General features: G+C 61.9%; 15 protein-coding genes. 11 read left to right on the forward strand and 4 right to left on the reverse strand.

All coding sequences use genetic code 11. From position 1 onward, the window contains the following. The coding region (locus tag AD665_RS18305; protein ID WP_155514787.1) for a beta strand repeat-containing protein at positions 1-3,389 on the reverse strand (3,389 nt) is incomplete at its 3' end. Between the two features lie 359 nt (positions 3,390-3,748). Here AD665_RS18305 and AD665_RS18310 point away from each other — a divergent pair. The 8 genes from AD665_RS18310 to AD665_RS18350 all read left to right on the forward strand — a co-directional run bounded on the left by AD665_RS18310 (position 3,749) and on the right by AD665_RS18350 (position 14,542). Further along, the gene (locus AD665_RS18310; protein WP_024777922.1) at positions 3,749-5,098 is read left to right on the forward strand and encodes a TolC family outer membrane protein; all 1,350 of its coding nucleotides are present in this window, start codon (positions 3,749-3,751) and stop codon (positions 5,096-5,098) included. A gap of 37 nt (positions 5,099-5,135) precedes the next feature. Next, on the forward strand, positions 5,136-7,292 hold the full coding sequence (locus AD665_RS18315; protein ID WP_024777923.1) for a type I secretion system permease/ATPase: 2,157 nt from the start codon (positions 5,136-5,138) through the stop codon (positions 7,290-7,292). Continuing rightward, complete coding sequence (locus AD665_RS18320; protein WP_024777924.1) at positions 7,282-8,649, forward strand: HlyD family type I secretion periplasmic adaptor subunit; 1,368 nt, start codon at positions 7,282-7,284, stop codon at positions 8,647-8,649. The genes AD665_RS18315 and AD665_RS18320 overlap by 11 nt, the downstream gene beginning before the upstream one ends. Before the next feature lie 565 nt (positions 8,650-9,214). Further along, the gene (locus AD665_RS27905; protein ID WP_231995004.1) at positions 9,215-9,781 is read left to right on the forward strand and encodes a hypothetical protein; all 567 of its coding nucleotides are present in this window, start codon (positions 9,215-9,217) and stop codon (positions 9,779-9,781) included. Between the two features lie 66 nt (positions 9,782-9,847). Next, positions 9,848-10,627: an efflux RND transporter periplasmic adaptor subunit gene (locus AD665_RS18335; RefSeq protein ID WP_024777927.1), complete on the forward strand. Its 780-nt coding sequence runs from the start codon at positions 9,848-9,850 to the stop codon at positions 10,625-10,627. Then, positions 10,624-11,943 carry an efflux RND transporter periplasmic adaptor subunit gene (locus tag AD665_RS18340; protein ID WP_024777928.1) on the forward strand — a complete coding sequence of 440 codons (1,320 nt, stop codon included), beginning with the start codon at positions 10,624-10,626 and terminating at the stop codon, positions 11,941-11,943. Before AD665_RS18335 ends, AD665_RS18340 begins: the two co-directional genes overlap by 4 nt. A 1-nt stretch (position 11,944) precedes the next feature. After that, the gene (locus AD665_RS18345; protein WP_024777929.1) at positions 11,945-14,041 is read left to right on the forward strand and encodes an efflux RND transporter periplasmic adaptor subunit; all 2,097 of its coding nucleotides are present in this window, start codon (positions 11,945-11,947) and stop codon (positions 14,039-14,041) included. A 9-nt stretch (positions 14,042-14,050) separates the two neighbouring features. Then, positions 14,051-14,542, forward strand: coding sequence for a GNAT family N-acetyltransferase (locus AD665_RS18350; protein ID WP_024777930.1), 492 nt, complete (start codon positions 14,051-14,053; stop codon positions 14,540-14,542). A gap of 151 nt (positions 14,543-14,693) precedes the next feature. Here the strand turns inward: AD665_RS18350 and AD665_RS18355 are convergent, their stop codons facing one another. The 3 genes from AD665_RS18355 to AD665_RS18365 all read right to left on the reverse strand — a co-directional run bounded on the left by AD665_RS18355 (position 14,694) and on the right by AD665_RS18365 (position 16,669). Beyond that, positions 14,694-15,281, reverse strand: a complete 588-nt coding sequence (locus AD665_RS18355; protein WP_024777931.1) for a phage tail protein — start codon at positions 15,279-15,281, stop codon at positions 14,694-14,696. Positions 15,282-15,723: 442 nt separating this feature from the next. Further along, positions 15,724-16,035 carry a DUF6916 family protein gene (locus AD665_RS18360; protein ID WP_024777932.1) on the reverse strand — a complete coding sequence of 104 codons (312 nt, stop codon included), beginning with the start codon at positions 16,033-16,035 and terminating at the stop codon, positions 15,724-15,726. Positions 16,036-16,081: 46 nt separating this feature from the next. After that, positions 16,082-16,669 carry a phage tail protein gene (locus AD665_RS18365; RefSeq protein WP_024777933.1) on the reverse strand — a complete coding sequence of 196 codons (588 nt, stop codon included), beginning with the start codon at positions 16,667-16,669 and terminating at the stop codon, positions 16,082-16,084. Between the two features lie 291 nt (positions 16,670-16,960). Between AD665_RS18365 and AD665_RS18370 the strand changes: the two genes are divergently transcribed. From AD665_RS18370 to AD665_RS18380, 3 genes are read left to right on the forward strand one after another with little or no spacing between them, the layout of a single operon-like run. Further along, positions 16,961-17,797: a sulfotransferase family protein gene (locus AD665_RS18370; RefSeq protein ID WP_024777934.1), complete on the forward strand. Its 837-nt coding sequence runs from the start codon at positions 16,961-16,963 to the stop codon at positions 17,795-17,797. Between the two features lie 52 nt (positions 17,798-17,849). After that, positions 17,850-24,173, forward strand: a complete 6,324-nt coding sequence (locus AD665_RS18375) for an Ig-like domain-containing protein (RefSeq protein WP_053193067.1) — start codon at positions 17,850-17,852, stop codon at positions 24,171-24,173. 46 nt (positions 24,174-24,219) lie between these two features. Beyond that, positions 24,220-25,731 (forward strand): TolC family protein, encoded by a 1,512-nt coding sequence (locus tag AD665_RS18380; RefSeq protein ID WP_053193069.1) that lies wholly within the window; start codon positions 24,220-24,222, stop codon positions 25,729-25,731. Positions 25,732-25,739 lie beyond the last annotated feature (8 nt).

Here is a 25,739-nt window from a genome sequence, read left to right on the forward strand (position 1 = left end):
GCGACGGTGCCRGTGGTTTCGCCTGCGGCGATGGTGATCACCGAGCCGTTGCTCAGGGTCACGGTCACTGGCGTTTGAGCGGCGTTGGTCAGGGTCGCGGTGTAGGTGATCTGGCCGCCTTCGGTGATGGTTTCGCTGGCGCTCAGGGTCAGGCCAGTGTCGTCCACCGAATCAGTGATCGTGGTAACCGCAGGCGTCGTGTCCGGAACCAGGTTCTCGAAGTTACCGCCCGTTGCGCCGGTAATGGTGGTGCTGACGGTGCTGCCGTTGTTGTAAACGTCGTTGGCAGGCGTATTGACTGCAACAGTGCCGGTGGTTTCACCGGCAGCGATGTTAATCACCGAGCCRTTGCTCAGGGTCACGGTCACTGGCGTTTGAGCGGCGTTGGTCAGCGTYGCGGTGTAGGTGATCTGGCCGCCTTCGGTGATGGTTTCGCTGGCGCTCAGGGTCAGGCCAGTGCTGTCCACCGAGTCCGTGATCGTGGTGACGGCAGGCGTAGTGTCCGGAACCAGGTTCTCGAAGTTACCGCCCGTTGCACCGGTGATGGTGGTGCTGACGGTGCTGCCATTGTTGTAGACGTCATTGGCAGGCGTATTCACCGCAACGGTGCCGGTAGTTTCGCCGGCGGCGATGGTAATCACCGAGCCGTTGCTCAAAGTCACGGTCACCGGGGTCTGCGCGGCGTTGGTCAGGGTTGCGGTATAGGTGATCTGACCACCTTCGGTGATGGTTTCGCTGGCGCTCAGGGTCAGGCCAGTGCTGTCCACCGAGTCGGTGATCGTGGTGACGGCAGGGGTAGTGTCCGGGACCAGGTTCTCGAAGTTACCGCCGGTTGCGCCGGTAATGGTGGTGCTGACGGTGCTGCCATTGTTGTAGACGTCATTGGCAGGCGTATTCACCGCAACGGTGCCGGTAGTTTCGCCGGCGGCGATGTTGATCACCGAGCCGTTGCTCAAGGTGACGGTCACTGGCGTTTGCGCCGCGTTGGTCAGCGTCGCGGTGTAGGTGATCTGGCCGCCTTCAGTAATGGTCTCGCTGGCGCTCAGGGTCAGGCCAGTGTTATCCACCGAATCAGTGATCGTGGTGACGGCAGGTGTGGTGTCTGGCACCAGGTTTTCGAAGTTGCCGCCAGTGGCGCCAGTGATGGTGGTGCTGACGGTGCTGCCATTGTTGTAGACGTCATTCGCAGGCGTATTGACCGCGACGGTGCCGGTGGTTTCGCCAGCGGCGATGGTGATGACCGAGCCGTTGCTCAACGTCACGGTGACCGGGGTTTGGGCTGGGTTACTCAGGGTGGCGGTGTAAACAATCGAACCGCCTTCAGTGATGGTCTCGCTGGCGCTCAAGGTCAGGCCAGTGTCGTCCACCGAATCAGTGATCGTGGTGACCGCAGGCGTAGTGTCCGGAACCAGGTTTTCGAAGTTGCCGCCAGTTGCGCCGGTGATGGTGGTGCTGACGGTGCTGCCGTTGTTATAGACGTCGTTGGCTAGCGTCTCGACATTCACGCTGCCGGTGGTTTCGCCCGCAGCGATGGTGATGACCGAGCCGTTGCTCAAGGTGACGGTGACTGGCGTCTGCGCTGCATTGGTCAGCGTAGCGGTGTAAACAATCGAACCACCTTCGGTGATGCCTTCGCTGGCGCTCAGAGTCAAACCAGTGGTGTCCACCGAATCGGTAATGGTGGTAACCGCAGGCGTGGTGCTCGGCACCAGGTTCTCGAAGTTGCCACCGGTTGCGCCGGTGATGGTGGTGCTGACGGTGCTGCCATTGTTGTAGACGTCGTTGGCTAGTGTCTCGACATTCACGCTGCCGGTGGTTTCGCCCGCAGCGATGGTGATGACCGAACCGTTGCTCAAGGTCACGGTGACTGGCGTCTGCGCTGCGTTGGTCAGGGTCGCGGTGTAAACAATCGAACCACCTTCAGTGATGCTCTCGCTGGCGCTCAAGGTCAGGCCAGTGCTGTCCACCGAGTCGGTAATGGTAGTGACGGCAGGCGTGGTGCTCGGCACCAGGTTCTCGAAGTTGCCACCGGTTGCGCCTGTGATCGTGGTGCTGACGGTGCCGCCATTGTTGTAGACGTCGTTGGCTGGCGTCTCGACATTGACGGTACCCGTAGTTTGACCGGCAGCGATGGTGATAACCGAGCCATTGCTCAAGGTTACAGTGACTGGGGTCTGGGCCGGATTGGTCAGCGTGGCGGTATAGGTGATCTGGCCGCCTTCAGTGATGTTGTTGGTGGCGCTCAGGGTCAGGCCAGTGGTGTCTACCGAATCAGTGATCGTGGTGACCGCAGGCGCGTTGCTCGGCACCAGGTTTTCGAAGTTGCCACCGGTCGCACCGGTAATGGTGGTGCTGACGGTGCTGCCGTTGTTGTAAACGTCGTTGGTCGGAGTGTCGACGGCAACGGTGCCGGTGGTCTGGCCCGCAGCAATGGTAATGACCGAGCCATTGCTCAAGGTCACGGTCACTGGGGTCTGTGCCGGGTTGGTCAATGTTGCGGTGTAGGTGATCTGCCCCCCTTCGGTCACCGTCTCGCCTGCGCTCAGGGTGACATTGGTGGTGTCGATGGTGTCGGTGATTTGGGTCACGGCTGGCGTGGTGGGCAGAGTCACGGCGATGCCGCTGCCACCGGTGGTGCCGGTCACGGTCACGCTGATCTGGCTTGGATCGTTGTAGACGGTGTCGTTCGGTGCCAGTGGGACGTTGACGCTGCCGGTGGTTTGTCCGGCGGAAATCACGATCACCGAGCCATTGGACAGTGTCACCGTCAGGTCGGTCAGGGGCGCCTGGGTCACGGTCGCGGTATAGACCAGCACGCCGCCGGCCTCGGTCAGGGTCGGGGTGGCGCTCAGGGTCAACGTCGAATTGAGCAGGGTGTTGGCCGTGGTATTGGCGTTGGTATTGGTGGCCAGGCCAGTGATGTTGTTGTCATTAGCTGTGGCCGCGCCCAAGCCTTCAGTCGGGAAGCCGATAGTCGGGTCGACGCTGCCGGCTGTGGCATCCAACACTACAACGCTGTGGCCGCCACCGGCGGCACCACCAGTAGTCGCTTCGCCGGCTCCGGCGGCGGTGGCCTCCAGGGCGGTAGTCGGGTCGACACCGGCGGCGATGGCCTGCTGCAGTTCTTCTACCGATGGCGCGGCTTGGGCAGTGGCCTGCGCGAGGTCAGTGGAAGAGTCCGGGGCGTTGGCGCTCCACTGGGTGTCTCGGCCCAGGTCGAGGGTGCGGCCATCGGCCAGCTCCAAGGTGACGGCTCCGGCAGGGCCGGTGTCCAACTGATCGCCCGTAAACAGACGATCGCCTTCAATGAGTACACGCCGGATACCCTCCGGGGATACGGCGAAAACCTGACCGACAATGCTTTTGACGACGGCAATAACGCTGCTCATTGAAGACTCTCCGGATGCCACGTTCAGTTAACTTCCATGGGCCCGCAAGCTACGGATAGCGGCGGTCTGGACGTTTTGGCTTTACTTAGTAGGGTTGTTTTGACGCTGTAAAATGTCAATATTTTGGCTATGATTTCCATAATTTTTGTTTTCGCCAAACTATTGACCTTATCCCGGGCATCCTAAACAATTGTATCGGTCATGTCACATTGATATTTAAGCGGCGACCTGTTCTTCCGGTGCAAGTTTCAGTACCTGTTTCGAACTTTCCGACATACGGTCATTCCGGTTGCCATCATCCGATGCAGCGCCTCGTTTCGCTGTGATCCAAGACACGCGTTTCAGGAAGAAAAAACACCATGCGTTCGCAATTGTTCATGGCTTTACCCTTTGCTCTTGCCGCCAGCTTCGTACAAGCACAAACCTTGCCGCAGGCTATGCAACAGGCGCTGGACGTACACCCTGAAATCCAGGCCGGAGTGAACAGTCGCCTGGCGGCGGACTATCAACTCAAGGCGGCGAAGGGCGGTTATCTGCCTCGGGTCGACCTCGCAGCCGGGTACGGTCGCGAAGGCACCGACAGCGTCACCACCCGCTCGGGCAACAACAATCATTGGGAAACCCTGAATCGAAGCGAGTCGAGCCTGCGTGTGACGCAAATGGTTTTTGACGGTTTTGCGACGTCCAGTGAAGTGGGGCGTCAACAAGCCACCGTTAATGCCCGGGCCTATTCGCTGCTCGATACCTCCGAGCGCACCGGCCTGACCGTGGCCCAGGTTTATCTGGATGTGCTGACCCGGCGCGAGTTCGTGCGCCTGGCCGAGGAGAACCTCAAGAGCCACGAGCGCATCTTCGATCAGATCAAGTTGCGCACCGAGCGCGGCGTGGGCAACCGTGCCGACCATGACCAGGCCGAAGCACGCGTGGCACAGGCCCGCAACAACCTGATCACCGAGCAGACCAATCTGGCCGACGCCGAAACCAACTACCTCAGTGCCGTGGGCCAGTTGCCCGACCAGTTGGAGCGCCCCGCCGATTTTATGGCGCTGCTGCCGGCCAACCTGACGGAAGCTCGCGCGCAGATGCTGGAAAACAGCCCCGTACTGCGTTCGGCTGAAGCGGACATCGTTGCCACCGAGAAACAGTACGAAGCTGCCAAGTCGAGCTTCTATCCTCGCTTTGACGCCGAACTGGGTCGCACCGCCGATAACGACCTGGATGGCCAGAACGGTCACAACAATGAATGGCAGGCCATGCTGCGCATGCGTTTCAACCTGTATGCCGGCGGCAGCAACAAGGCGGATCTGGAATCCAAGTCCTACCTGTCCAATCAGGCCCTGGACATCCGTAACAACGCCTTGCGCCAATTGACTGAAGAACTGGGCCTGGCCTGGAACGCCCTCAACAACGCCAATGCCCAGGTGCCGATTGCCCAGCAATATGTGGACCGCAGCGCCAGCGTGCGCAATGCTTACCAGAAGCAGTTCAGTCTTGGCGAGCGGACCCTGCTCGACTTGCTCGACAGCGAAAACGAGCTGTTCAGCGCCTCCCGGCGGTTGGCGGAAATCAAGAATGTGCAGTTGTTCACCCAGTACCGGATCAAGGCAACCATGGGCGAATTGCTCAAAAGTCAGGGGGTCGTCGCGCCGTTGGCATCCGTTGTGCAGAACGACGTGAAGCCCAGGGTCCAGTTACCTGGGATGAATTGAATCATCCATCCAGTTTGTTCAGTAAAGAGTGCAGAGCGTGGAATCAGAAGTCAGTCGAGTCGAACTAGTCCATGACCCGCGTACGCTGCACGATGACCCCTTGCTGGACGGGTTGCTGGCGCTCTGCATGCTGCATCAGAAACCGGCCAGCGCGGCGATGCTCACCACCGGTCTGCCGCTGCCCAAGCAGCGGTTGAGCGTCGAATTATTGTCGCGCGCGGCGGCCCGGGCCGGTCTACAGGGCCGGGTGCTGCAACGTCGGCTCGAGCAGATCCCGACCATTGCCATGCCGGCCCTGTTGTTGCTCAAGGAAGGTCGCAGTGCGGTGTTGCTGGGCTGGGTCGGCGACGACCAGGCGCGGCTGCTGCTCAGTGAGAGCGACGGCGGAGAAGTGACGGTCAGCCGCGAGCTACTGGCTGACGACTACAGTGGCAAGGTCTTCTTTGCCCAGCCCCAGCACAAATTCGATGTGAACCACGGCACGCTCATTCCCCGGGCGCGCTCGTGGTTTCGCGACACTCTCAAGCGTTCTCGTTGGCTGTACGCCGATGCGATCGCTGCCAGCCTGCTGATCAACATCATCGCCATGGCGGCACCGCTGTTCGTGATGAACGTCTACGACCGAGTTGTGCCGAACCAGGCCGAGTCGACTCTGTGGGTATTGGCCATCGGCATCACCGGCGCCTATCTGTTCGACCTGATCCTGAAGATGCTGCGCAGCCTGTGCCTGGACCTGGCAGGCAAGAAGACCGACCTGATCATTTCCGCCACGCTGTTCGAGCGTATCGTCGGCATGGCGATGAAGTACCGTCCTGCGCGGGTCGGCAGCTTTGCCCAGAACATCCATGAGTTCCAGAGCCTGCGAGACTTCCTCGCCTCGCTGACCCTTACCAGCCTGATCGACCTGCCGTTCACGCTATTGATCTTCATGGTCATCGCGATCATTGGCGGACATCTGGTGTGGATTCCGGTGCTGGCGTTCCCGATTGCCCTGTTGATCGGCTATGCATTGCAAAAGCCTCTGGTGGCGACCATGGAGCGGACCATGGCCTTGGGCGCTGAGCGCCAGTCCAGCCTTATCGAGACTCTCGCCGGCCTGGATGCGGTAAAGGTCAACAACGCCGAGAGCGAGCGCCAATACCAGTGGGAGCAGACTATCGGCACCCTCAGCCGTCTCGAGCTGCGGGTAAAAATGCTGTCCGGGCTGGCGATGAACATCACGTTGCTGATCCAGCAGCTGGCTGGCGTGATCATGATCGTCTTCGGTGTCTACCTGATCATCGCCGGTAACCTGAGCATGGGTGGGCTGGTTGCCTGCTACATGCTCAGTGGCCGCGCCCTCAGCCCGCTGGCATCGCTGTCGGGCCTGCTGACCCGCTACCAGCAGGCGCGGGTGACCATGACCTCCGTCGACCAGATGATGGAGCTACCTCAGGAGCGCAATTTCGAAGAGCGTCCGCTGAGTCGCAAGGTCCTGCAGGGTGCCATTGAATGCCGGCAGTTGAATTTCACTTATCCGAACCAGCAGAACGCCGCGCTGAAGAACATCAACCTGGTCATCAAGCCCGGTGAAAAAATCGGCATCATCGGCCGCAGCGGCTCGGGCAAGAGCTCCCTGGCGAAGCTGCTGGTGGGTCTCTACCAGCCGGACGATGGCGCCTTGCTGGTGGACGGCGTGGACATTCGTCAGATCGATGTCAGCGAGTTGCGCTACAACATCGGCTACGTCCCCCAGGATATCCAGTTGCTGGCCGGCACCCTGCGGGACAACCTGACCTCAGGTGCCCGCTATGTCGAAGACGAGTTGGTACTCCAGGCCGCCGAACTGGCGGGCGTGCATGAGTTTGCGCGCCTGCATCCCCAGGGCTATGAGTTGCAGGTCGGCGAGCGCGGACAGAACCTGTCCGGTGGTCAGCGCCAGAACGTTGCCCTGGCCCGCGCGCTGTTGCTCAACCCACCGATCCTGCTGCTCGACGAACCCACCAGCGCTATGGATAACACCGGTGAGGAACGCCTCAAGCAACGTCTGGCCGCCGTGGTGGAGAACAAGACGGTGCTGCTGGTGACGCACCGGGCATCTCTGCTGTCGCTGGTGGATCGCCTGCTGGTGATCGATCGTGGGCAGATCCTCGCCGACGGCCCGAAAGCTGCCGTGATGGAAGCGTTGAAGAAGGGGCAGATCAGTGTTGCTTAAGTCGGGTTTCAAGGATTCCGTGGGCCGCTATTTCAAAGGCTCTGCTTCGCTTGGTGGGCAACCCCTGCCGGAGGTCAACAAGGCTCTGATCGAAGATGCTCCACGAGTGGTGCGCCTGACGATCTGGAGCATTATCGCGTTCTTCGTGTTTCTGGTGCTGTGGGCCAACTTCGCCGTGGTCGACGAGGTGACCAAGGGCGATGGCAAGGCGATTCCGTCGTCCAAGATCCAGAAGATCCAGAACCTGGAAGGCGGCATCGTCGCCGAACTGTTCGTCAAGGAAGGGCAGATAGTCGAGGCCGGTGCGCCTTTGATTCGTCTGGACGACACGCGGTTTGCCTCGAATGTGGGTGAAACCGAGGCGGATCGTCTGTCCATGCTGTTGCGCGTCGAACGATTGAGTGCCGAGGTCGACGACCGGCCGCTGAACTTCCCGGCGGACGTACTCAAGGCGGTGCCGCGTCAGGCCGCCAGCGAAGAGTCGCTGTATATCAGCCGTCGCCAGCAGCTGCACGATGAAATTGGCGGGTTGCAGGAGCAGTTGGTGCAGCGTCAGCAGGAGCTGCGTGAATTCATTTCCAAGCAGGCGCAGTACCGCTCCGGCCTGGCGCTGCAACGTCAGGAAATCAACATGTCCGAGCCGCTGGTGGCCCAGGGTGCGGTATCACCGGTGGAAGTGCTACGGCTCAAGCGCGCTGAAGTCGAGACCCGCGGGCAACTGGATGCCACGACCCTGGCGATTCCTCGTGCCGAGTCGGCGATCAAGGAAGTGCAACGCAAGATCGATGAGACCCGCGGCAAATTCCGCAGCGAAGCGTTGACCCAGCTCAACGAGGCACGCACCGACCTGAACAAGGCCCAGGCGACCGGCAAGGCCCTGGAAGACCGTGTAAGCCGCACCCTGGTAACGTCGCCAGTGCGGGGTATCGTCAACAAAATGCTGGTGAACACCATCGGCGGAGTGATTCAGCCTGGCAGCGACCTGGCGGAGATCGTGCCGTTGGACGACACCATTCTGGTAGAAGCGAAAATCCGTCCCCAGGACATCGCCTTCCTGCATCCTGGTCAGGACGCCACGGTGAAATTCACCGCGTACGACTACACCATCTACGGTGGGCTGAAAGCCAAGCTGGAGCAGATCGGTGCCGACACCGTTACCGACGAAGACAAGAAAACCACCTACTACATCATCAAGCTGCGCACCGAGCGCAGCCACCTGGGCACCGATGACAAACCGCTGCTGATCATCCCGGGCATGGTGGCTTCGGTGGACATCATCACCGGCAAGAAAACCGTGCTCAGCTACCTGCTCAAGCCCATCATCAAGGCCCGGGCCGAGGCGTTGCACGAGCGGTAGAGACGAGCAATTGAGGCCGCCCCGAGCTCTGTGGCGAGGGGGGGCTGTGGCGCGGGGCGGTGCGACGGTTCGCTGAATTCCCTCGCCACAGGGATGCGATGAAAACTCCAAGCCATATCGTTATTCATTGACGGTATTTAAATTCTTATACCGATAAAGTCATACCCCTGCGTACCTGCCGACCAATCGGCGCGCCGCACGACACGAACCCATACGGCCCTGCCGTGAGTTTTTGATCGAGGCGCGCCCATGAAGCCGCGCTGTGCTTGCTGGTGGAGAACCTGGTGTTCGACAACCTGGAGCGGGTGACGGTGAAGCGTCGGGGGATGCAGCGTTGATGGAAGGGCTGTCATGATGTTCAGGTCAGCGGTTGTCTGGGTGGACGCCATCGCGAGCAGGCTCGCACACAGGGTCTGTTCTGGTTGTGACATTCGCGCCTGCGCCCATTTCCTGTGGGAGCGAGCCTGCTCGCGATGGCGGACCTCAACTCACCCCAATTAGCCAGGTAAAGCCACTTTCTTTTCCTTTGGACTTGCGGCTCCCAAGCAAGCCTTCAGGACACGGAATGTCAGCCCCTCCCAGTTCCCTTCGCAAAGCCCTGGTCGCTTGGCTGTACGCCGCTGCCCTCATGCATCTATTGGTCAGTCTCATGCTGACCTGGGCAGGGCATTCGGGACTGCTCGACGGCTATCTGCAAACGCTCGAACACGCTTTCTGGTCCGACGCTGCGGTGCCTTCGGCTGCCCGGGCGCAGCAGGTCTGGTGGCTGGCGCTGTTCGGCGCCACGTTGCAAAGTTATTCGCTGTACATGCTGGCCCTTGTCCATATCGGCAATCGGCTGAGACGCGCGATGCCTTGGGGATGGTTGATCGCCGGCATCGTGCTCTGGGCGCCCCAGGACATGTTGGTTTCCACCCAGGCGCAGGTCTGGTCGCATCTTATAAGACGTGCCGGCGAGCAATCCATAGAAAACGCTATAGCCGTCAACGAACAAAGCGGTACGCACAAACTCAATCCCCAGAAACGAAAAAACCGGCCGAAGCCGGTGTTTTCACCCCAACTGCCAGAGAACCTAATCTCTGCGTACGAGGTTGAGCAGTGGGCATTGAAACAAGAGATTTCCCAAACCTGACCGCATCTCCCTTGACGCTCCCTGCCGCTGTCGTAGACTCCGACCATCCGTCAGGGAGTAGCGGTCATGCAACGTTTTGGCAGTTGGGTTTTGGGATTGGCCTTTGTAACGTGCGCGGTCCAGGCGCAGACGCCTGTCGCGGACGATCCCTTGTTCGAGAACAATGTGGCGACCGGAGCGCCGGGTGGCAATGAGGCTCGGGGAGTGCTTCGGGCGCGGGATCAGGCGGTGCTGGCCAGCGAGTTGGCCGGACGCATCGTCGAATTACCGTTCAGTGAGGGCGAGTCGTTCAAGAAGGGCGATACCCTTGCGCGTTTCGATTGCTCGGCTTATCAGGCCCAGCTCAATGCCGCCCAGGCGGCAAGTCGGGGTGCCAGTGAAGAGTTGGCGCATAACCGGCAACTGGCGGCATTGAAGTCCGTCGGGCGTTTCGAAGTCTCGCGGGCTGAGGCTCGGCTCAGCGAGGCCCAGGCGCAATCCCAGGTTTATCAGGTTCAGGTCAAGCGCTGCAGTGTAATCGCACCGTTCGATGGACAGGTGGTGGCGCGCAAGGTCCAGCGTTACGAGAGCGTGGCAGCCGGCGCGCCATTGCTGGATGTGGTCGACAACCGCACCCTGGAGATCCACCTGCTGGTGCCGTCGCGCTGGATGGGCAGGCTCAAGCCCGGCCAATCCTTCACGTTCGTTCCCGACGAAACCGGGCGGCCGCTGCAAGCGACGGTCAAGCGCCTCGGCGCGCGTATCGATGAAGGCAGCCAGACGTTGCTGCTGGTCGCGAGCCTGCCCGACGCCAGTGGTTTACTGTCCGGCATGAGCGGCACGGCGCGTTTCGCGGAGTCCAAATGAACGCGCCGGTCATGGGCAGCGCCGAGCAGGTATTTGCCCGCTTCCTTGATCTGGAGCGTCAGACGCGGGCCGCGCGTAACCCGGCGCAACTGAGCTACAGCCTGGTCAACGATGGTCAGGCCCTGTTCGGGTTTCGCCACGCCGCGCTGTTGATCGCCGGCAAGGTCCAGGCGGTGACCGGCGTCAGTGCCGTGGAGCCGAACGCGCCCTTCGTGGCGTTTGTCGAGCAGGCGGTGGCGCAGTTGTTCAAGCAAGGCGTGCTGAATCAGGCCCGTGTGATTGCCGCCGATGGTGTGAGCGAAGCCGTTCAGGCGGACTGGGGAAGCCTGTCGGCCGCGCAGGTATTCTGGCTGCCGTTGATCGATCACAAGGGGCTGGTCTTCGGTGGTCTGTGGCTGGCCCGTGACCTGCCCTGGACGCCGGCTGAGCAAGTGTTGCTATCGCAACTGGGCGACACCTACAGCCACGCGTGGCTGGCGTTGCAACCGCGCAAGCCATGGCGCTTGCGCTGGACGCGCAAGCGCCAGGTCGCGCTGGTGGCGGTGCTGTTGCTGGGTTTGCTGGTGCCGGTGCGTCAGTCGGTGCTGGCCCCGGCCGAAGTGGTGCCGCTGGGCGGTCAGGTAGTGGCGGCGCCGTTGGATGGTGTGATCGCCGAATTCATGGTCAAGCCCAACCAGGCCGTCAAGAACGGCGATCTGTTGCTGCGCTTCGAAAGCACCAGCCTCAAGGCCCAGGCCGATGTGGCCGAGCGCGCGTTGGACGTGGCCGAGGCGGAGCTCAAGGCCAACTCCCAGCGCTCGTTTGCCGACGCCGAGTCGAGCTCCAAGATCGACCTGCTGGCCGCTCGCGTCGAGCAAAAACGTGCCGAGCGCAACTATGCCCTCGAGCTGCTCAAGCGCAGTGAAGTGCGCGCGGAACGAGATGGCATCGCGGTGTTTGCCGATGTCGAGCGCTGGCTCGGCAAGCCGGTGCAGACCGGCGAGCGCTTGATGGAGATTGCCGATCCAAGCCAGGCTGAGCTACGTATCGAACTGGCGGTCGGCGATGCGATAACCCTGGCCCCCGGCGCGCAAGTCGCGTTGTTTCTCGACAGCGATCCGTTGCAGCGGCATTTGGCCCGGCTCGAGCGTTCGGCCTATGAGGCGCAACCCACCGCCGCCGGACAGCTTGCTTATCGGCTGGATGCGCGTTTCGACGCCGCCGCGCCGCGCATCGGCCTGCGTGGCACGGCGAAAATATTCGGTGATCGTGCGCCGCTGGCGCTGTACCTGTTGCGTCGTCCACTGGCTGGCCTGCGCCAGAGCGTAGGTCTGTAGCATGGAGCTGCCGAGCCTGCGGCCGGACCTTCAGCTGTCCCCAGCGGCACCGGACCCTGATGGTTCGCCTCAGTGGACCTTGGCCGATCCGGTGCGGGGGCGTTACTTCAAGCTTGGTGCGGCGGCGATGCGCATGCTGCGACATTGGTCCCTGGGCGATCCGGAAAAGGTGCTGCGAGCCGCGAACCGTGAGCCGGGCCTGCCCCTCAATGGCGAGTCGCTGGAGCAACTGCTGGGCTTTCTGCGCGGTCACGATCTGATCAGCGCAATGGATCCGCAACAGCGTGACAGCTACCAACTCAAGACGGCCGCCCGGCGCCAGAGCCTCTGGCAGATCCTGTTGCATCAATACCTGTTTTTCCGGATTCCGCTGTGGCGCCCGGACGCCTTTCTCAACCGCATCTGGCCTTGGCTGGCACGATTCGGGCCCAAGATCCTGCGCTATGGACTGCCGCTGACCCTGGGTGTCGGGATTTTTCTGGTGTCACGGGATTGGCAGCGGTTCCTGGCGACTTTTCCCCACCTGTTCAGCCTGGGCGGTGCGCTTGCGTTCGGGGTGGCATTGTTTTTTGCCAAACTGTGCCATGAGTTCGGCCATGCCTTCATGGCCAAGCGCGCCGGTTGCCGGGTGCAAAGCATGGGTGTGGCGTTCATGGTGCTGTTGCCGATGTTTTATACCGATGTCAGCGACGCCTGGCGGATCAATGACCGGCGGGCCCGGCTGCTGATTGGCGCCGGCGGCGTGCTGGCGGAACTGCTACTGGCATGCATCGCCTTGCTGGCCTGGTCGCTGCTGCCCGACGGGCCGGCCCGCACTGCCGCGTTCATGTTGGCCAGCGCTACCTGGATCACCACGCTGATCATCAATTTGAATCCCTTCATGCGCTTCGACGGGTATTTCCTGCTCAGCGATTTCTGGGCGGTGGATAACCTTCAAGGCCGGGCGTTCGCCTTGTGTCGCTGGCGCTTGCGCGAAGCCTTGTTCGGTTATGGCGTGGCGGCGCCGGAACCCTGGTCGCCGAAAATGCGCCGCCGCTTGCTCGTATGGGGATATGGGTCGTGGTTGTGGCGAGCGGCGTTGTTTTTCGGCATTGCCCTGGCGGTCTATCACCTGTTTTTCAAGGTGCTGGGCATTTTCTTGATGATGGTGGAATTGGTCTGGTTCATTTTCATGCCTATCGTGAATGAGTGGCGACAATGGTGGCAGCGTCGCGAGCAGGCCCATGGGCCGCGGGTGCTGCTGACTGGATTGGTCTTGCTGGCGCTGATCCTGGCGTTGCTCCTGCCCTGGCGCAGCGCCGTGGAAGTGCCGGCGATGCTGGAGGCCGGACGGGCCAGCGCCTTGTATGCACCAGTGGCGGCACGGGTCAAGCAAGTGAACGTGCACGATGGGCAGGTGGTGGCCCAGGGCGACGTGTTGATTGAATTGGAGTCGCCGGACATGGCGTCACGCCTGAGCATCGTGCGCCGGGAGATCGAGATCCAGCAATTACAGATGCGTCGTCGGGCCGGCCGCAGCGAAACCGCGGCCGACGCAGGCATTGTCGAGCAGCAACTGGCCGAAGCCGTCGCCGAGTACCGCGGCCTGGTCGCCCAGCGTGAGCGCCTGTTGCTGCGTGCGCCCCATGCCGGCCAGGTACGCGACTTGCTGCCGCAATTGGCGGTGGGCCGCTGGTTATCACCCACGCAACCGCTGGTGCGGGTGGTGCAGGCCGACTCCCGCTTGCGCGGTTACCTCACCGAGGCCGAGCTTTGGCGGGTCGGGCCGGGAGCCACGGGGCGATTCATCGCCGATGATCCGATGCACCCTTCGATTGCCGTGCAACTGAATGAAGTCGACACCAATGGCGTCGCCTGGGTCGAGCAGCAGGCATTGACGTCCGATCACCATGGGCCGATTGCCGTGCGCCGCGACTCGCAACAGCGCGCCGAGCCCGTGCAGGCGCAATATGGCGTGCGCCTGAGCGCCATCGATGACGAAGTTGCGCCGCCGCAACCGCTGCGGGGCGTCGTGGTGCTACAGGGGCAGGGCGAATCGATACTGGGAGCGGCCTGGCGTCGGTTGGCGGCGTTGGGTGTGAGGGAAAGCGGATTTTAAGGAGTGTACATGGAGTCAGTAGCGGCAGAGGGACTGGTGGTGCGGCCGTCGCGGGTCAGCGATGGTCCGTTCTTGCAGCGTCTTTATCAGGCGGCGCGGCCGGATCTGCAATGGATCGATGGCGAGCACGAACAAGTGCAGCAGGTGATCGCCCAGCAGTTCCAGGTGCAGGAACAGGGATTGGGGGACAATTTTCCCAATGCCATGCATTACGTCGTGGAAAAACTCGGCACCGCTATCGGCGCCTTGAGCACCGATTTCGGCCCCAATGAAATTCGCGTGTTGTACCTGGCCTTCATTCCCCAGGCGCGTGGACAGGGTTATGGCCGGACGGTGTTGCAAGGTGTGCAGAAAGCCGCGCAGCAGATCCGCTGTCCGGTGGCGACCGTAGTCTGGACCAGCAATCCTCACGCACGTCGGCATTACCTGGCGCTGGGCTTCGAAGTCCAGGAGCGCAACCCGGCGGCAGAGCGGTTGGTCTGGTATCCGAAAGGCGACTGACAGCTCAATATTCCTTAGTGTGCGGGGGAGTTTCTGTGGGAGCAAAGCTTGCTTGCGATAGCGGCAGACCAGTCGATATTGTTGCTGCCTGACTTGTCGCAGTCGCGAGCAAACTTTGCTCCCACAGGGCCGCAGCCCTGCGATTGAAAAATCAGTTACGGGATGGGAACAGACCGTTCAGGGCGATGCTGAAGTTGATGACCAGGAACGGGTTCATGATTGCCATCGGCAGCCCGTTGCCCGTGGGGGCCACCGTGCCGCTGACCGTCGTGGTCACGCCCTTGAGCGGTACCGGCGAAGCGCCTATCTGGTCGGAATAGATATTCGCCGCACCGGGCCCGGTCCCCGAGGTGCCGATGAACGAGTTGGTGGCTGTTGGTGTATTCGCCGGATTGCTGGCCGGGTTCGCCAGTTGCAGGGTGGTTGAGGCAGTGATGCCCGTAAGGGTGTGGGTGTGGTTGGGCAGGTTGTTCAGTGTCGCCGTGACGTTTTCGGTGCCGGAAATCTCACCGATGACACGCGGAGTCAGGCCCAGGCCGTTGCCCTGGCCCAAGGGCTGTCGGCCTTGCAGGTTGGGGAGCATGAAGTTGGTCTGGCCATTGCCTCCGTAGTAGGTGCCGATCAGTGAGAACAGCGCCTGATATTGCGCGATGCCGAGTGTCTGCCCGCTACACAGCGCCCAGCCGCTGGGTGCGAAATTAAAGGCAAACGACTGGATAGTGCCCATGAATACTTCCATAGATTCCTCGTTCCTCAGGTTATCGTTCTGGTGTTGCCAAGGGAGAAGATTGCGTTCAGTTTGACTCCGTCCCAGGCCTGGTCACGCACGGCTGAGCGTAGACGCGGTTGCCGTGCTCTGCCGGATGGAACTCCATTACAGATTCAATGTGGGGGCGAGCCTGTTCGCGAAAACGGAGGGGCAGTCGCTAATGCCAGTCAGTTAAGCCACAAACCTGTGGGAGCAAAGCTTGCTCGCGATTGCGGTAAGTCAGTCAGCAGCAATGTTGACGGGGCTGTCGTCATCGCGAGCAAGCTTTGCTCCCACAGGTTTTGCGCCGTTTGATCCTTAACTGACTGGCATCAGGGGCAGTCGCTCCTTGTTGGATGGACAGCCATCCATCGCGAACAGGCTCGCTGCCACAGGGTTCTCGGATGGCTGCATGATCTGTGACCCCCGTTGGCTAGTTGAACGCGATATAGAAATACCCCACCGCCGGATCCCGACCCATGGGAGGGACCCGCGACACGAACACCCCTTCGAGCCTGCCCAGTTCAGGGACTTCCAGTGAGCACAAGCCATCCACGAAATCAGTAGCCTGCAAGCTATTGAATTCGACGCTGAAGGGCATGCGTTCGGTATTGGGCATTTTCGCTCGAGGCGCTTGCTCAAGTGTTTCGATCCGCACGGGCAAGCAACTGCCGTCGGGCAGGGTCAGGTGGCTCGTCTGGCCCAGCAGTGGTTGGAAGTGGTGGCTATGAACCGCTTGCAACATGTCGATACTCCAACAGGCCGGAGGGCCGTAGTCCTCCGGTAAATCATCAGTTACGGGACGGGAAGTAGCCTTGCAGGGCAATGCTGAAGTTGATCGCCAGGAATGGGTTCATGATCGCCATCGGTGTGCTGCCGCCCGTGGGGGCGACCGTGCCGCTGACCGTCGTGGTTACACCCTGCAGCGGTACCGGCGAGGCGCCTAGCTGGTCGGAATAGATATTCGCCGCACCCGGACCGGTGCCTGAGGTGCCGATGAAGGAGTTGGTGGCCGTTGGCGTATTTGCCGGGTTGCTGGCCGGGTTTGCCAGCTGCAGCGTCGTTGCGGCGGTTATACCGGTAAGAGCGTGGGTGTGATTAGGCAGGTTGTTCAGTGTCGCCGTGACGTTTTCAGTGCCGGAGACGGTGCCGATCACCCTCGGGGTCAGTCCGAGGCCGTTGCCCTGACCAATGGGCATCCGCCCCTGCAGATTGGGGAGCAGGAAGGTGGTCTGGCCGTCGCCCCCGTAGGTCACGCCGATCAGGGCAAACAGTGTCTGGTATTGGGCAAGACTGAGCGTCTGCCCGTTGCACAAGGCCCAATCCCTGGGTGCAAAGTTGAAAGCGAAAGGCTGGATGGTCCCGATAAATACTTCCATAGAATCCTCATCCTTCAGGTTGTTGGTCTGCGATGTCTAGGCGGATACAACGGGCAAAGATGCGTTCTCCTTGGCCTGGTCAAGCACGGCTGAGCGTAGACGGGGTTATTTCATTCTGCCCATGAGCTGAAAATGGCTGCTGCCTGGCTTAATCGATTCAGGTCGAGGGAGGATCCATACCGTCCATCTTTTTTACAGATTCAGCTGCATTTGATATCAAAGTAGTACTAGTCGATGTTTGTTTCCTCGTCTACTCTTCGGACACAAAGGAACTACAAACGGTGAAAGGGATTGTCAAAGTTTCACTTCATTTCAGGTCTTCCGCGCTCAGGTTCAACCCTGCTTTCTGCGATTCTGTTGCAGAATCCACGCTTCCACGCCGGGATGACCAGCCCCGTCGGTACGCTGTTCAGCAGCGTGTTGCAGCAATGCAGCGCCGGCAGCGAATTCGGTTCGGTGATCGACACCGACTTGCGTCGTCGACTGCTGCGCGGGTTGTTCGACTCGTACTATGCCGACAAGGCCGAAAAACCCGTCATCTTCGACACCAACCGCCAGTGGTGCGCACGTTTGCCCGCGCTGCAGGATCTGTTTCCCCAAGCCAAGACCATCGCCTGCGTGCGCAATGTCGCTTGGGTGCTCGACAGCCTGGAGCGGCTCTACCGCGCCAACCCGTTCGAGAACACCAAGCTGTTCAACGATGATGACGAGCGCAACACCGTTTACAGCCGCTGCGAAACCCTGGCCCAGCGCAACCGCCTGGTGGGGTATGCCTGGACGGCACTCAAGGAAGCCTATTACGGCGAAAACGCCGAGTCGTTGCTGATCGTCGATTACGACCTGCTGAGCCAGGCGCCCGAGCGGGTGATGCGGCTGATCTATGAGTTCATCGATGAGCCCTGGTTCGAACACGATTTCAATCACTTGACCTACGACGCTCCAGCCTTCGATCTGGCCCTGGGCGTTGCCGGCCTGCACAAGGTCAAGCCCAGGGTTGCGCCGCAAGCGCGACGGACCGTGCTGCCGCCGGATCTGTTCGAGAAGTATGCCGAATTGTCCTTCTGGCGCGATGGCTCTGCCAGCGCCGCCAATGTCATTCGTATGAAAACCGACGCCGCGCTCAGCTGAACGCGGTTTTTATCATTAGCGTGTTCAAGCAGTTCGAGTCCGGGTGAACGTCATGTGGTGGAGCAAAGGTAAATCGCGGGTAATCGAGGGCGCACAGGCCCTGGCATCGCCAATGATCATGTCCCTGGAACCGCGGATGCTGTTCGACGGTGCCGTCGCCGCGACCGTCGCCGATGCCGCGCAGCCGGACGCCCACCCCACTGCCGATGCGGCCAAGACGCCTACGGCCGATCAGGCCACCGATACCCACGCGGCCCAGGGCCAGGCTGATGCCACCGAGGCCGCCGCGGTTCCGGGCAAGTCCGTGGTATTCGTCGACTCCCGGGTCAAGGACTCCGCCAGCCTGCTTGAAGGGGTGGCGCCCGGTACCCAGGTCGTGCAGTTGGATGCCACCAAGGACGGCTTGCAACAGATTGCCGATTACCTGGACACCCACCAGGGCGTCAGTTCGGTGCAGATCATCGCCCACGGCAATGCCGGTGATCTGTGGTTGGGCAACGCCTATCTGTCGGCGGACAACGTCCAGGCCCGCGCCGAGGTGCTGGCGCAGATCGGCCAGGACATGAACGCCGGTGGCGATATCCTGATCTACGGCTGCTATACCGCCCAAGGCGAGCGTGGTCTGGAACTGGTCGATTCACTGGCGCAACTGACCGGCCGCGATGTGGCCGCGTCCAACGACCGTACCGGTCTGGGTGGCGACTGGGATCTGGAAATTGCCACCGGTAACATCGAAAGCGCCAACGTGTTGTCTGCCACTGCAATGAGCGACTACCAATGGGGCCTCGCTACCTGGACCGCCACCAATAACGCCAACACCGGCGTCGGCTCGTTGCGCGCGGCCCTGGCCTCTGCGCAGAACGGCGACATCGTGACTTTCAACAGTGGCATGACCGTCGCGTTGACCCAGGTGCTGGTGGTCAACAAGAACGTGACCATCGATGGCGACCTCAATAACGACAACGTCGCCGATGTCACCCTCGATGGGCAATTCCGCACCCAGGTCCTCAACGTGACGTCCGGTACGACGGCGACCCTCGATGGCCTGGTGATTACCCGTGGCATGGTGGCGGGTGATGGTGGCAATGGTGGCGTCGATGCTGCGGTTGCCAAGGCCGGCGGTATCTACAACGCCGGGACCCTGACCCTGAAGAATGTCACGATCACCGCGAACGCCGCCTCGGGCGGCGGTGGCGGTGGCGGCGTGACGCCGCAATATGCTGGTGGCGGCGGCGGTGGCGGCGGCGCGGTTGGCAGCGGTACCGGCGGCAAGGGCGGCGATACAATCAATGCCACGGGTTCCGTTGGTTCGACCGGACAAGGCGGCGCCGGCGGCGGTTTCTTCAACATGGGCGGACGGGGCGGCAACTCCACCGGCGGCATTGGTGGTGCCGCGTACCCGGGCTACAGCACCGGATCGGCCGGCGGCACGGCGGCCAGCGCTGGCTTGTCCATCGGCGGTGGTGGTGGCGGTGACGGCTACAACGCGGTCGGTGGTGCCGGTGGCGGCGCGGTCGGCGGTATCTACAACGACACTGGGGCGACCCTGCGCATCATCGGCAACTCGGTGATTTCCAACAACATCGGCGCCGGTGGTGGCGGTGGTGGCGGCGGTGCTGGCGGTGGCTACACCCACACCGGCGGTGCGGGCGGCGTCGGCGTTGGCGCCATCTGGAACAAGGGGGCGATCCTGATCACCGCCGCCAACTTCGCGGCCCTGTCAGGTAACGTCGGCGGGAGCGGCACCGGGGGCGGCAGTGCCGGCACCGCGGGCACGTCGCCGGCCTCTGTCGCCAACGTCTACGGTGACGGCGGGACCATCAACACCAATTATGTACCGGACGAGACCCCCCCTACCGCAACCGTCGTGGTGACCAATACCTCCCTGAATTCCGGCGGCACGTCGCCAGTGACCATCACTTTTTCCGAGGCGGTGACAGGGCTTACTGCGGCGGATTTGACGGTGCAGAACGGCTCGGTAGGTACCTTGACCAGCGGCGACGGCGGCATCACCTGGACCGGCACGTTGACGGCGGCCAGCAACATCGCCGATACCACCAACGTCATTACCCTGGACAACACCGGCGTTGTCGACCTGGCGGGCAATGCTGGCGTGGGCACCACCGACTCGAACAACTACGTGGTCAACGACACCGTGGCGCCGACGGCGACTATTGTGGTGGCCGATACCGCACTCAAAAGCGGTGAAACCTCGGCCGTCACCATCACGTTCTCCGAAGCGGTGACCGGCTTCACCACCGCCGACCTGACGGTGGCCAACGGTACCCTCACCGGGTTGAGCAGCGCCGATGGCGGCATCACCTGGACCGCGACCCTGACCCCGGATGCCGATGTGACCGACACCACCAACCTGGTGGTCCTGGACAAGACTGGCGTCGCAGACCTGTCCGGCAACGCTGGGGTGGGCACCACCAACTCGAACAACTACGCCATCGATACCCTGCGCCCGACCGCTACCATCGTGGTGGCCGACACCGCGCTGAGCGTTGGCGAAACTTCCCTGGTGACCATCACCTTCAACGAGGCGGTGACCGGCTTCACCACCGCCGACCTGACGGTCGCCAACGGTACCGTCACCGGGCTGAGCAGCAGCGACGGCGGCATCACCTGGACCGGGACACTCACCCCGACCGCCAGCATCAGCGACACCACGAACCTGATCACACTGGCCAACAGCGGCGTTGCCGACCTGTCTGGCAACGCCGGCACGGGCACCACCGACTCGAATAACTATGCCATCGACACGCTGCGCCCCACCGCGACGATCGTAGTGGCCGACACCGCGCTGAGCGCGGGTGAAACCTCACTGGTGACCATCACGTTCAGCGAGGCCGTCAGCGGGTTCACCCTGGCCGACCTGACGGTCGCCAACGGCTCCTTGAGCGGGTTGAGCAGTGCGGATGGCGGTATCACCTGGACCGCGACGCTCACTCCTAGCGCCAGCATCACCGACGCCTCCAACCTGATCGTCCTGGCCAATACGGGAGTGCAGGATGCGGCCGGCAACGCCGGCACCGGCACCACCAACTCCAATAACTACGCCATCGACACGCAACGTCCGACCGCCAGCATTGTCGTTGCCGATACCACGTTGAGTGTCGGCGAAACCTCGTTGGTGACCATCACCTTCAGTGAGGCGGTCACCGGTTTCACCACCGCTGACCTGACGGTCGCCAACGGTACCGTTACCGGGTTGAGCAGCGGCGACGGCGGCATTACCTGGACCGGGACATTCACCCCGAGTGCGAGCACCAGCGACGCGACAAACCTCATTACCCTGGACAACACCGGGGTGAGCGATGCGGCGGGTAACGCCGGCAGCGGCACCACCGATTCCAACAACTACGCCATCGACAACGTGCGTCCCACCGCCACCGTGGTGATTGCCGATACGGCGCTCGCCGCTGGCGAGACCTCGTTGGTAACCATTACATTCAGCGAGGCGGTGACCGGTTTCACCCTGGCCGATCTGACCGCTGCCAACGGCAGCCTGAGCGGGCTGAGCACCAGCGACAACATCACTTACACCGCAACCTTTACCCCGAGCGTCGGGATCAACGACACCAGTAACCTGATCACCCTCGATAATACCGGCGTCGTGGACGGCGCAGGCAATGCCGGTACCGGCACCACCGATTCCAACAATTACACGATCGATACCCAACGTCCGACCGCCACCATCGTCGTGGCCGATAACGCTCTGAGCGTCGGCGAAACCTCGCTGGTGACCATCACCTTCAGCGAGGCGGTCAGCGGCTTCGACAACTCGGACCTGAGCGTGGCCAACGGTACGCTGAGCGCCGTCAGCAGCAGCGACGGCGGCATCACCTGGACCGCTACCCTCACGCCGAATCTGGGGATCGTCGACACCACAAACGTCATCACGCTGACCAACACCGGTTTCAGTGACGCGGCGGGCAACACCGGTACCGGCACAACCAGTTCGAACAACTACCAGGTCGACACCAACGTGCCGACGGCCACCATTGTGGTCGCGGACTCGTCGTTGAGTATCGGTGAAACTTCGACGGTGACCATCACCTTCAACGAAGCGGTGAACGGGTTCGACAACAGTGACCTGACCGTCAGCAATGGCACCCTGAGCAGTGTCAGCAGCATGGATGGTGGCGTGACCTGGACGGCCACCTTTACCCCGAGCGTCGGTATTTCCGATACCAGCAACGTGATCACCCTGGACAATACTGGCGTGCGCAACGGTGCGAGCAACGCCGGGGTCGGCACCACCGACTCCAACAACTATGCCGTCGATACCGTGCGCCCCACGGCGACCATCGTCGTGGCCGACACCGCCATCGGTGCTGGCCAGACCTCGCTGGTGACCATCACCTTCAGCGAGGCGGTGACCGCTTTCACCACGGCCGACCTGACGGTCGCCAACGGTACGGTCACCGGGTTGAGCAGCAGTGACGGCGGTATCACCTGGACCGCGACGTTCACGCCGAGTGCCGGCATCAACGACACCAGCAACGTCATCACCCTCACCAACGGCGGTATCGCCGATCTGGCGGGCAACATCGGCACCGGCACCACCGATTCCAACAACTATGCCATCGACACCCAGCGTCCGACCGCCACCATTGTGCTGAACGATTCAACGCTGCGGCCGGGCGAGACCGCCCAGGTGACCATTACCTTCTCCGAGGCCGTGACCGGTTTCACCAACGCTGACCTGAGTGTTGCCAATGGCAGCCTGAGCGCGGTCAGCAGCAGCGATGGTGGCCTGACCTGGACCGCCACGTTCACGCCGACCGTAGGCGTGAGCGATGCCACCAACCTCATCGTTCTGGACAACACCGGCGTAAGCGATGCGGCCGGCAACGCCGGAACAGGGACCACCAACTCGGCCAACTATGCGGTCGAAACGCAGGTGCCGACCGCCACCGTCGTGGTTGCGGACAATTCACTCACGGTGGGGGAAACTTCGCAGGTGACCATCACCTTCTCGGAGGCGGTCAGCGGCTTCGACAATTCGGACCTGAGCGTGAATAACGGCACGTTGAGCAATGTGTCGTCCTCGGACGGTGGCGTGACCTGGACGGCGACGTTCACCCCGAGCGCCGGCATTTCCGATACCAGCAACCTGATCAGCCTGGACACCAGCGGCGTGGTCAACGTTTCCGGCAACAGCGGTGTCGACGTGGTGAACTCCAACAACTACGCTGTCGACACGGTGCGCCCGGGTGCCACCATCGTGGTGGGCGATACCAACCTGGGCATCGGCGAGACTACCACCGTGACCATCAGCTTCACCGAGGCGGTGACCGGTTTCGACCTGTCGGACCTCAGCGTCGCCAATGGGGTGCTGTCCAATCTCGCCAGCAGCGATGGCGGCCTGACCTGGACGGCGACCCTGACGCCTACGGCGGGTGTCAACGACACCACCAACCTGATCCTGCTCGACGCCAGCACTGTGCAGGACATTGCCGGCAACGCCGGCGCGGGTATCGCGATCTCCAGCAACTACGTACTCGATGCTACCCGGCCGACCGCGACCATCGTGGTCGCCGATTCAAACCTGACTGTGGGTGAGACGAGCCAGGTGACCATCACCTTCAGCGAAGCCGTGGCCGGTTTCGATCTGTCGGACCTGAGCGTCACCAACGGTGAACTGACCAATCTGACCAGCAGCGACGGTGGCAAGACCTGGACAGCGACCTTCACTCCCACGGTGAATCTCACCGACCCGAGCAACTTCATCGCCCTGGACACCAGTAACGTCAGCGACTTGGCCGGCAACGCCGGGGCAAGCGTGGCGGTGTCCAACAATTACGCAATCGATACGGTTGTGCCCAACGACGTGAAGCCACCGCCGGAGTTCCTGACGTCGGATCCCGTCACGGTCATACCGCCGTCCGATGTGCCGTTGCAACCGATCATCTTCACGCCGCCGACGGGCGACCTGGGTTCGCCGTTGGGCTTCCCACCGCTGTTCGAGCAGCGTGATGTGGGCGGCGGTCTGCGGCCTATAGGCGATATTTTCATCAACCGTGGCGAACTGGCGCCAAGCTATATCGCCCAGGTATTCAGTACTGATGCCGCCGGCGATGGCTCGGGTCAAGGGTTCCTCGGTTTTGGGGGCGGTGATGGCGGGGTGTTCGGCAGCAGCACCATTTCGACCTTGTTCAACCATGATTCCGGCACCGAAAACGAGTCGATGAATGCCTTCGGCAACTCGTCGATGCAGGGGGGCGATGTTTCCCAAGGTATGCGCGGGATGTTCGGCGCACCGACCTTGGGCCAGCAATTGCAACACCTCAAGGACACTGAGCAGCGTCAGGTCGACAGCCTGGCAATGGCTCTGCAACAGGTGGGTGTAAGCCAGGTACAGGCCTGAAGCATTCAATAAGAAAATTGTGCGGCAACCAGGGGCATTCCAAGGAATGAATAGAAGTCAGAAGTTATTCGGTATGAGTCTGCTGGCCGTGATGGTCAGTGGGTGTGCAGTCACCAGTGAGCCGATCGATCGTAGCGTCAGCGAACAGCGCGCCCAAACCGATCTGCAGAACATGTTCAAGGGCCAGGAACCTCTCAGCGGCCCGCTGACCCTGCACCAGGCCATGGCTCGGGCAGTGAAGTACAATCTGGAGGGGCGTCTTAAAATCATGGAAGAGGCCCTGGCCAAGCGGCAACTGGACTTGGCCAGTTTCGACATGCTGCCACGCATGGCACTGGACGCCGGTTATGTGGGCCGCAACAACGTCAACGCCTCCAGCAGCCAGAGCGTGGAGACCGGCACCCAGTCCCTCGAACCGTCGACGTCCCAGGACCGTGATCGTGAAGTGGCCGACCTCACCATGGTCTGGAACGTGCTCGATTTCGGCGTGAGCTACATCAGCGCCAAGCAGGCCGGTGACCAGCGGTTGATCGTCCAGGAACGCCGGCGCAAGGTGATCAACACCATCGTCCAGGATGTGCGTTCGGCCTACTGGCGAGCCATGGCTGCCGAACGCCTGCTCAAGCAGATCGACAGCCTGATGGCCCGGGTCGAGGCGGCGCGCAACAACAGCCAGAGCATGAGCGAACAACGCATCGGTGACCCGGTGCAGGCTCTGGGTTACCAGCGCTCGTTGATCCAGGCCACCCGCCAGCTCGAAGAGCAGCGGCGCGCGTTGTCCCTGGCCAAGACCGAACTGGCCACCCTGATCAACCTGCCTCTGGGCACTGAGTTGACCCTTGCGGCCCCGGATGAGTACGAGATCCCGGAACTCAAGGTCGACATGGCCCGTCTCGAGCACGAAGCCCTGACCAGCCGTCCGGAACTGCGCGAGCAGGATTACCAGACGCGCATCACGGCCGCCGAAACCCGCAAGGCCATGCTGCGGCTGTTGCCGGGCCTGGAGTTTTCCGCCGGCGGGCACTACGACAGTAACTCGTTCCTGGTAGAGCAGGGCTGGGCCGACTATGGCGTGAAAGTCACCTGGAACCTGTTCAACGTGATCTCTGCCCCGGCGGCCATCGATGTGGCCAAGGCCGGTGAAGAAGTGGCGGCGGCGCGGCGTCAGGCGATGTCGATTGCCGTGCTGGCGCAGTTGTATGTGGCCAACGCCAACTACCGCGATGCGCTGCGCCAGTTCAAGACCAACCAGCAACTGTCGGACATCGACGGGCAAATCGTCGGCCAGTTGCGCAACCGTCATCAAGCCGCCGGCATCGGTGAGCTGGATCTGATCCAGGGCGAACTCAATACCTTGCAGGCCGATCTGCGACGGGATCTGTCCTATGCCGACCTGCGCAATGCCTACGGCCAGATCTTCGCCAGCGCCGGTCTCGACCCGCTGCCCGATGAAGTGCAATCGACCAAGGTGCAGTCGATTGCCACGGCATTGGCCAATCGCGAAGCGGCCTGGGCCCAGGGCGACATCACGGTACCCAAGGCGGCGGTGAAGCCATAACCGGGCGC

Source organism: Pseudomonas corrugata (assembly GCF_001269905.1).
Taxonomy (GTDB): Bacteria; Pseudomonadota; Gammaproteobacteria; order Pseudomonadales; family Pseudomonadaceae; genus Aquipseudomonas; species Aquipseudomonas corrugata.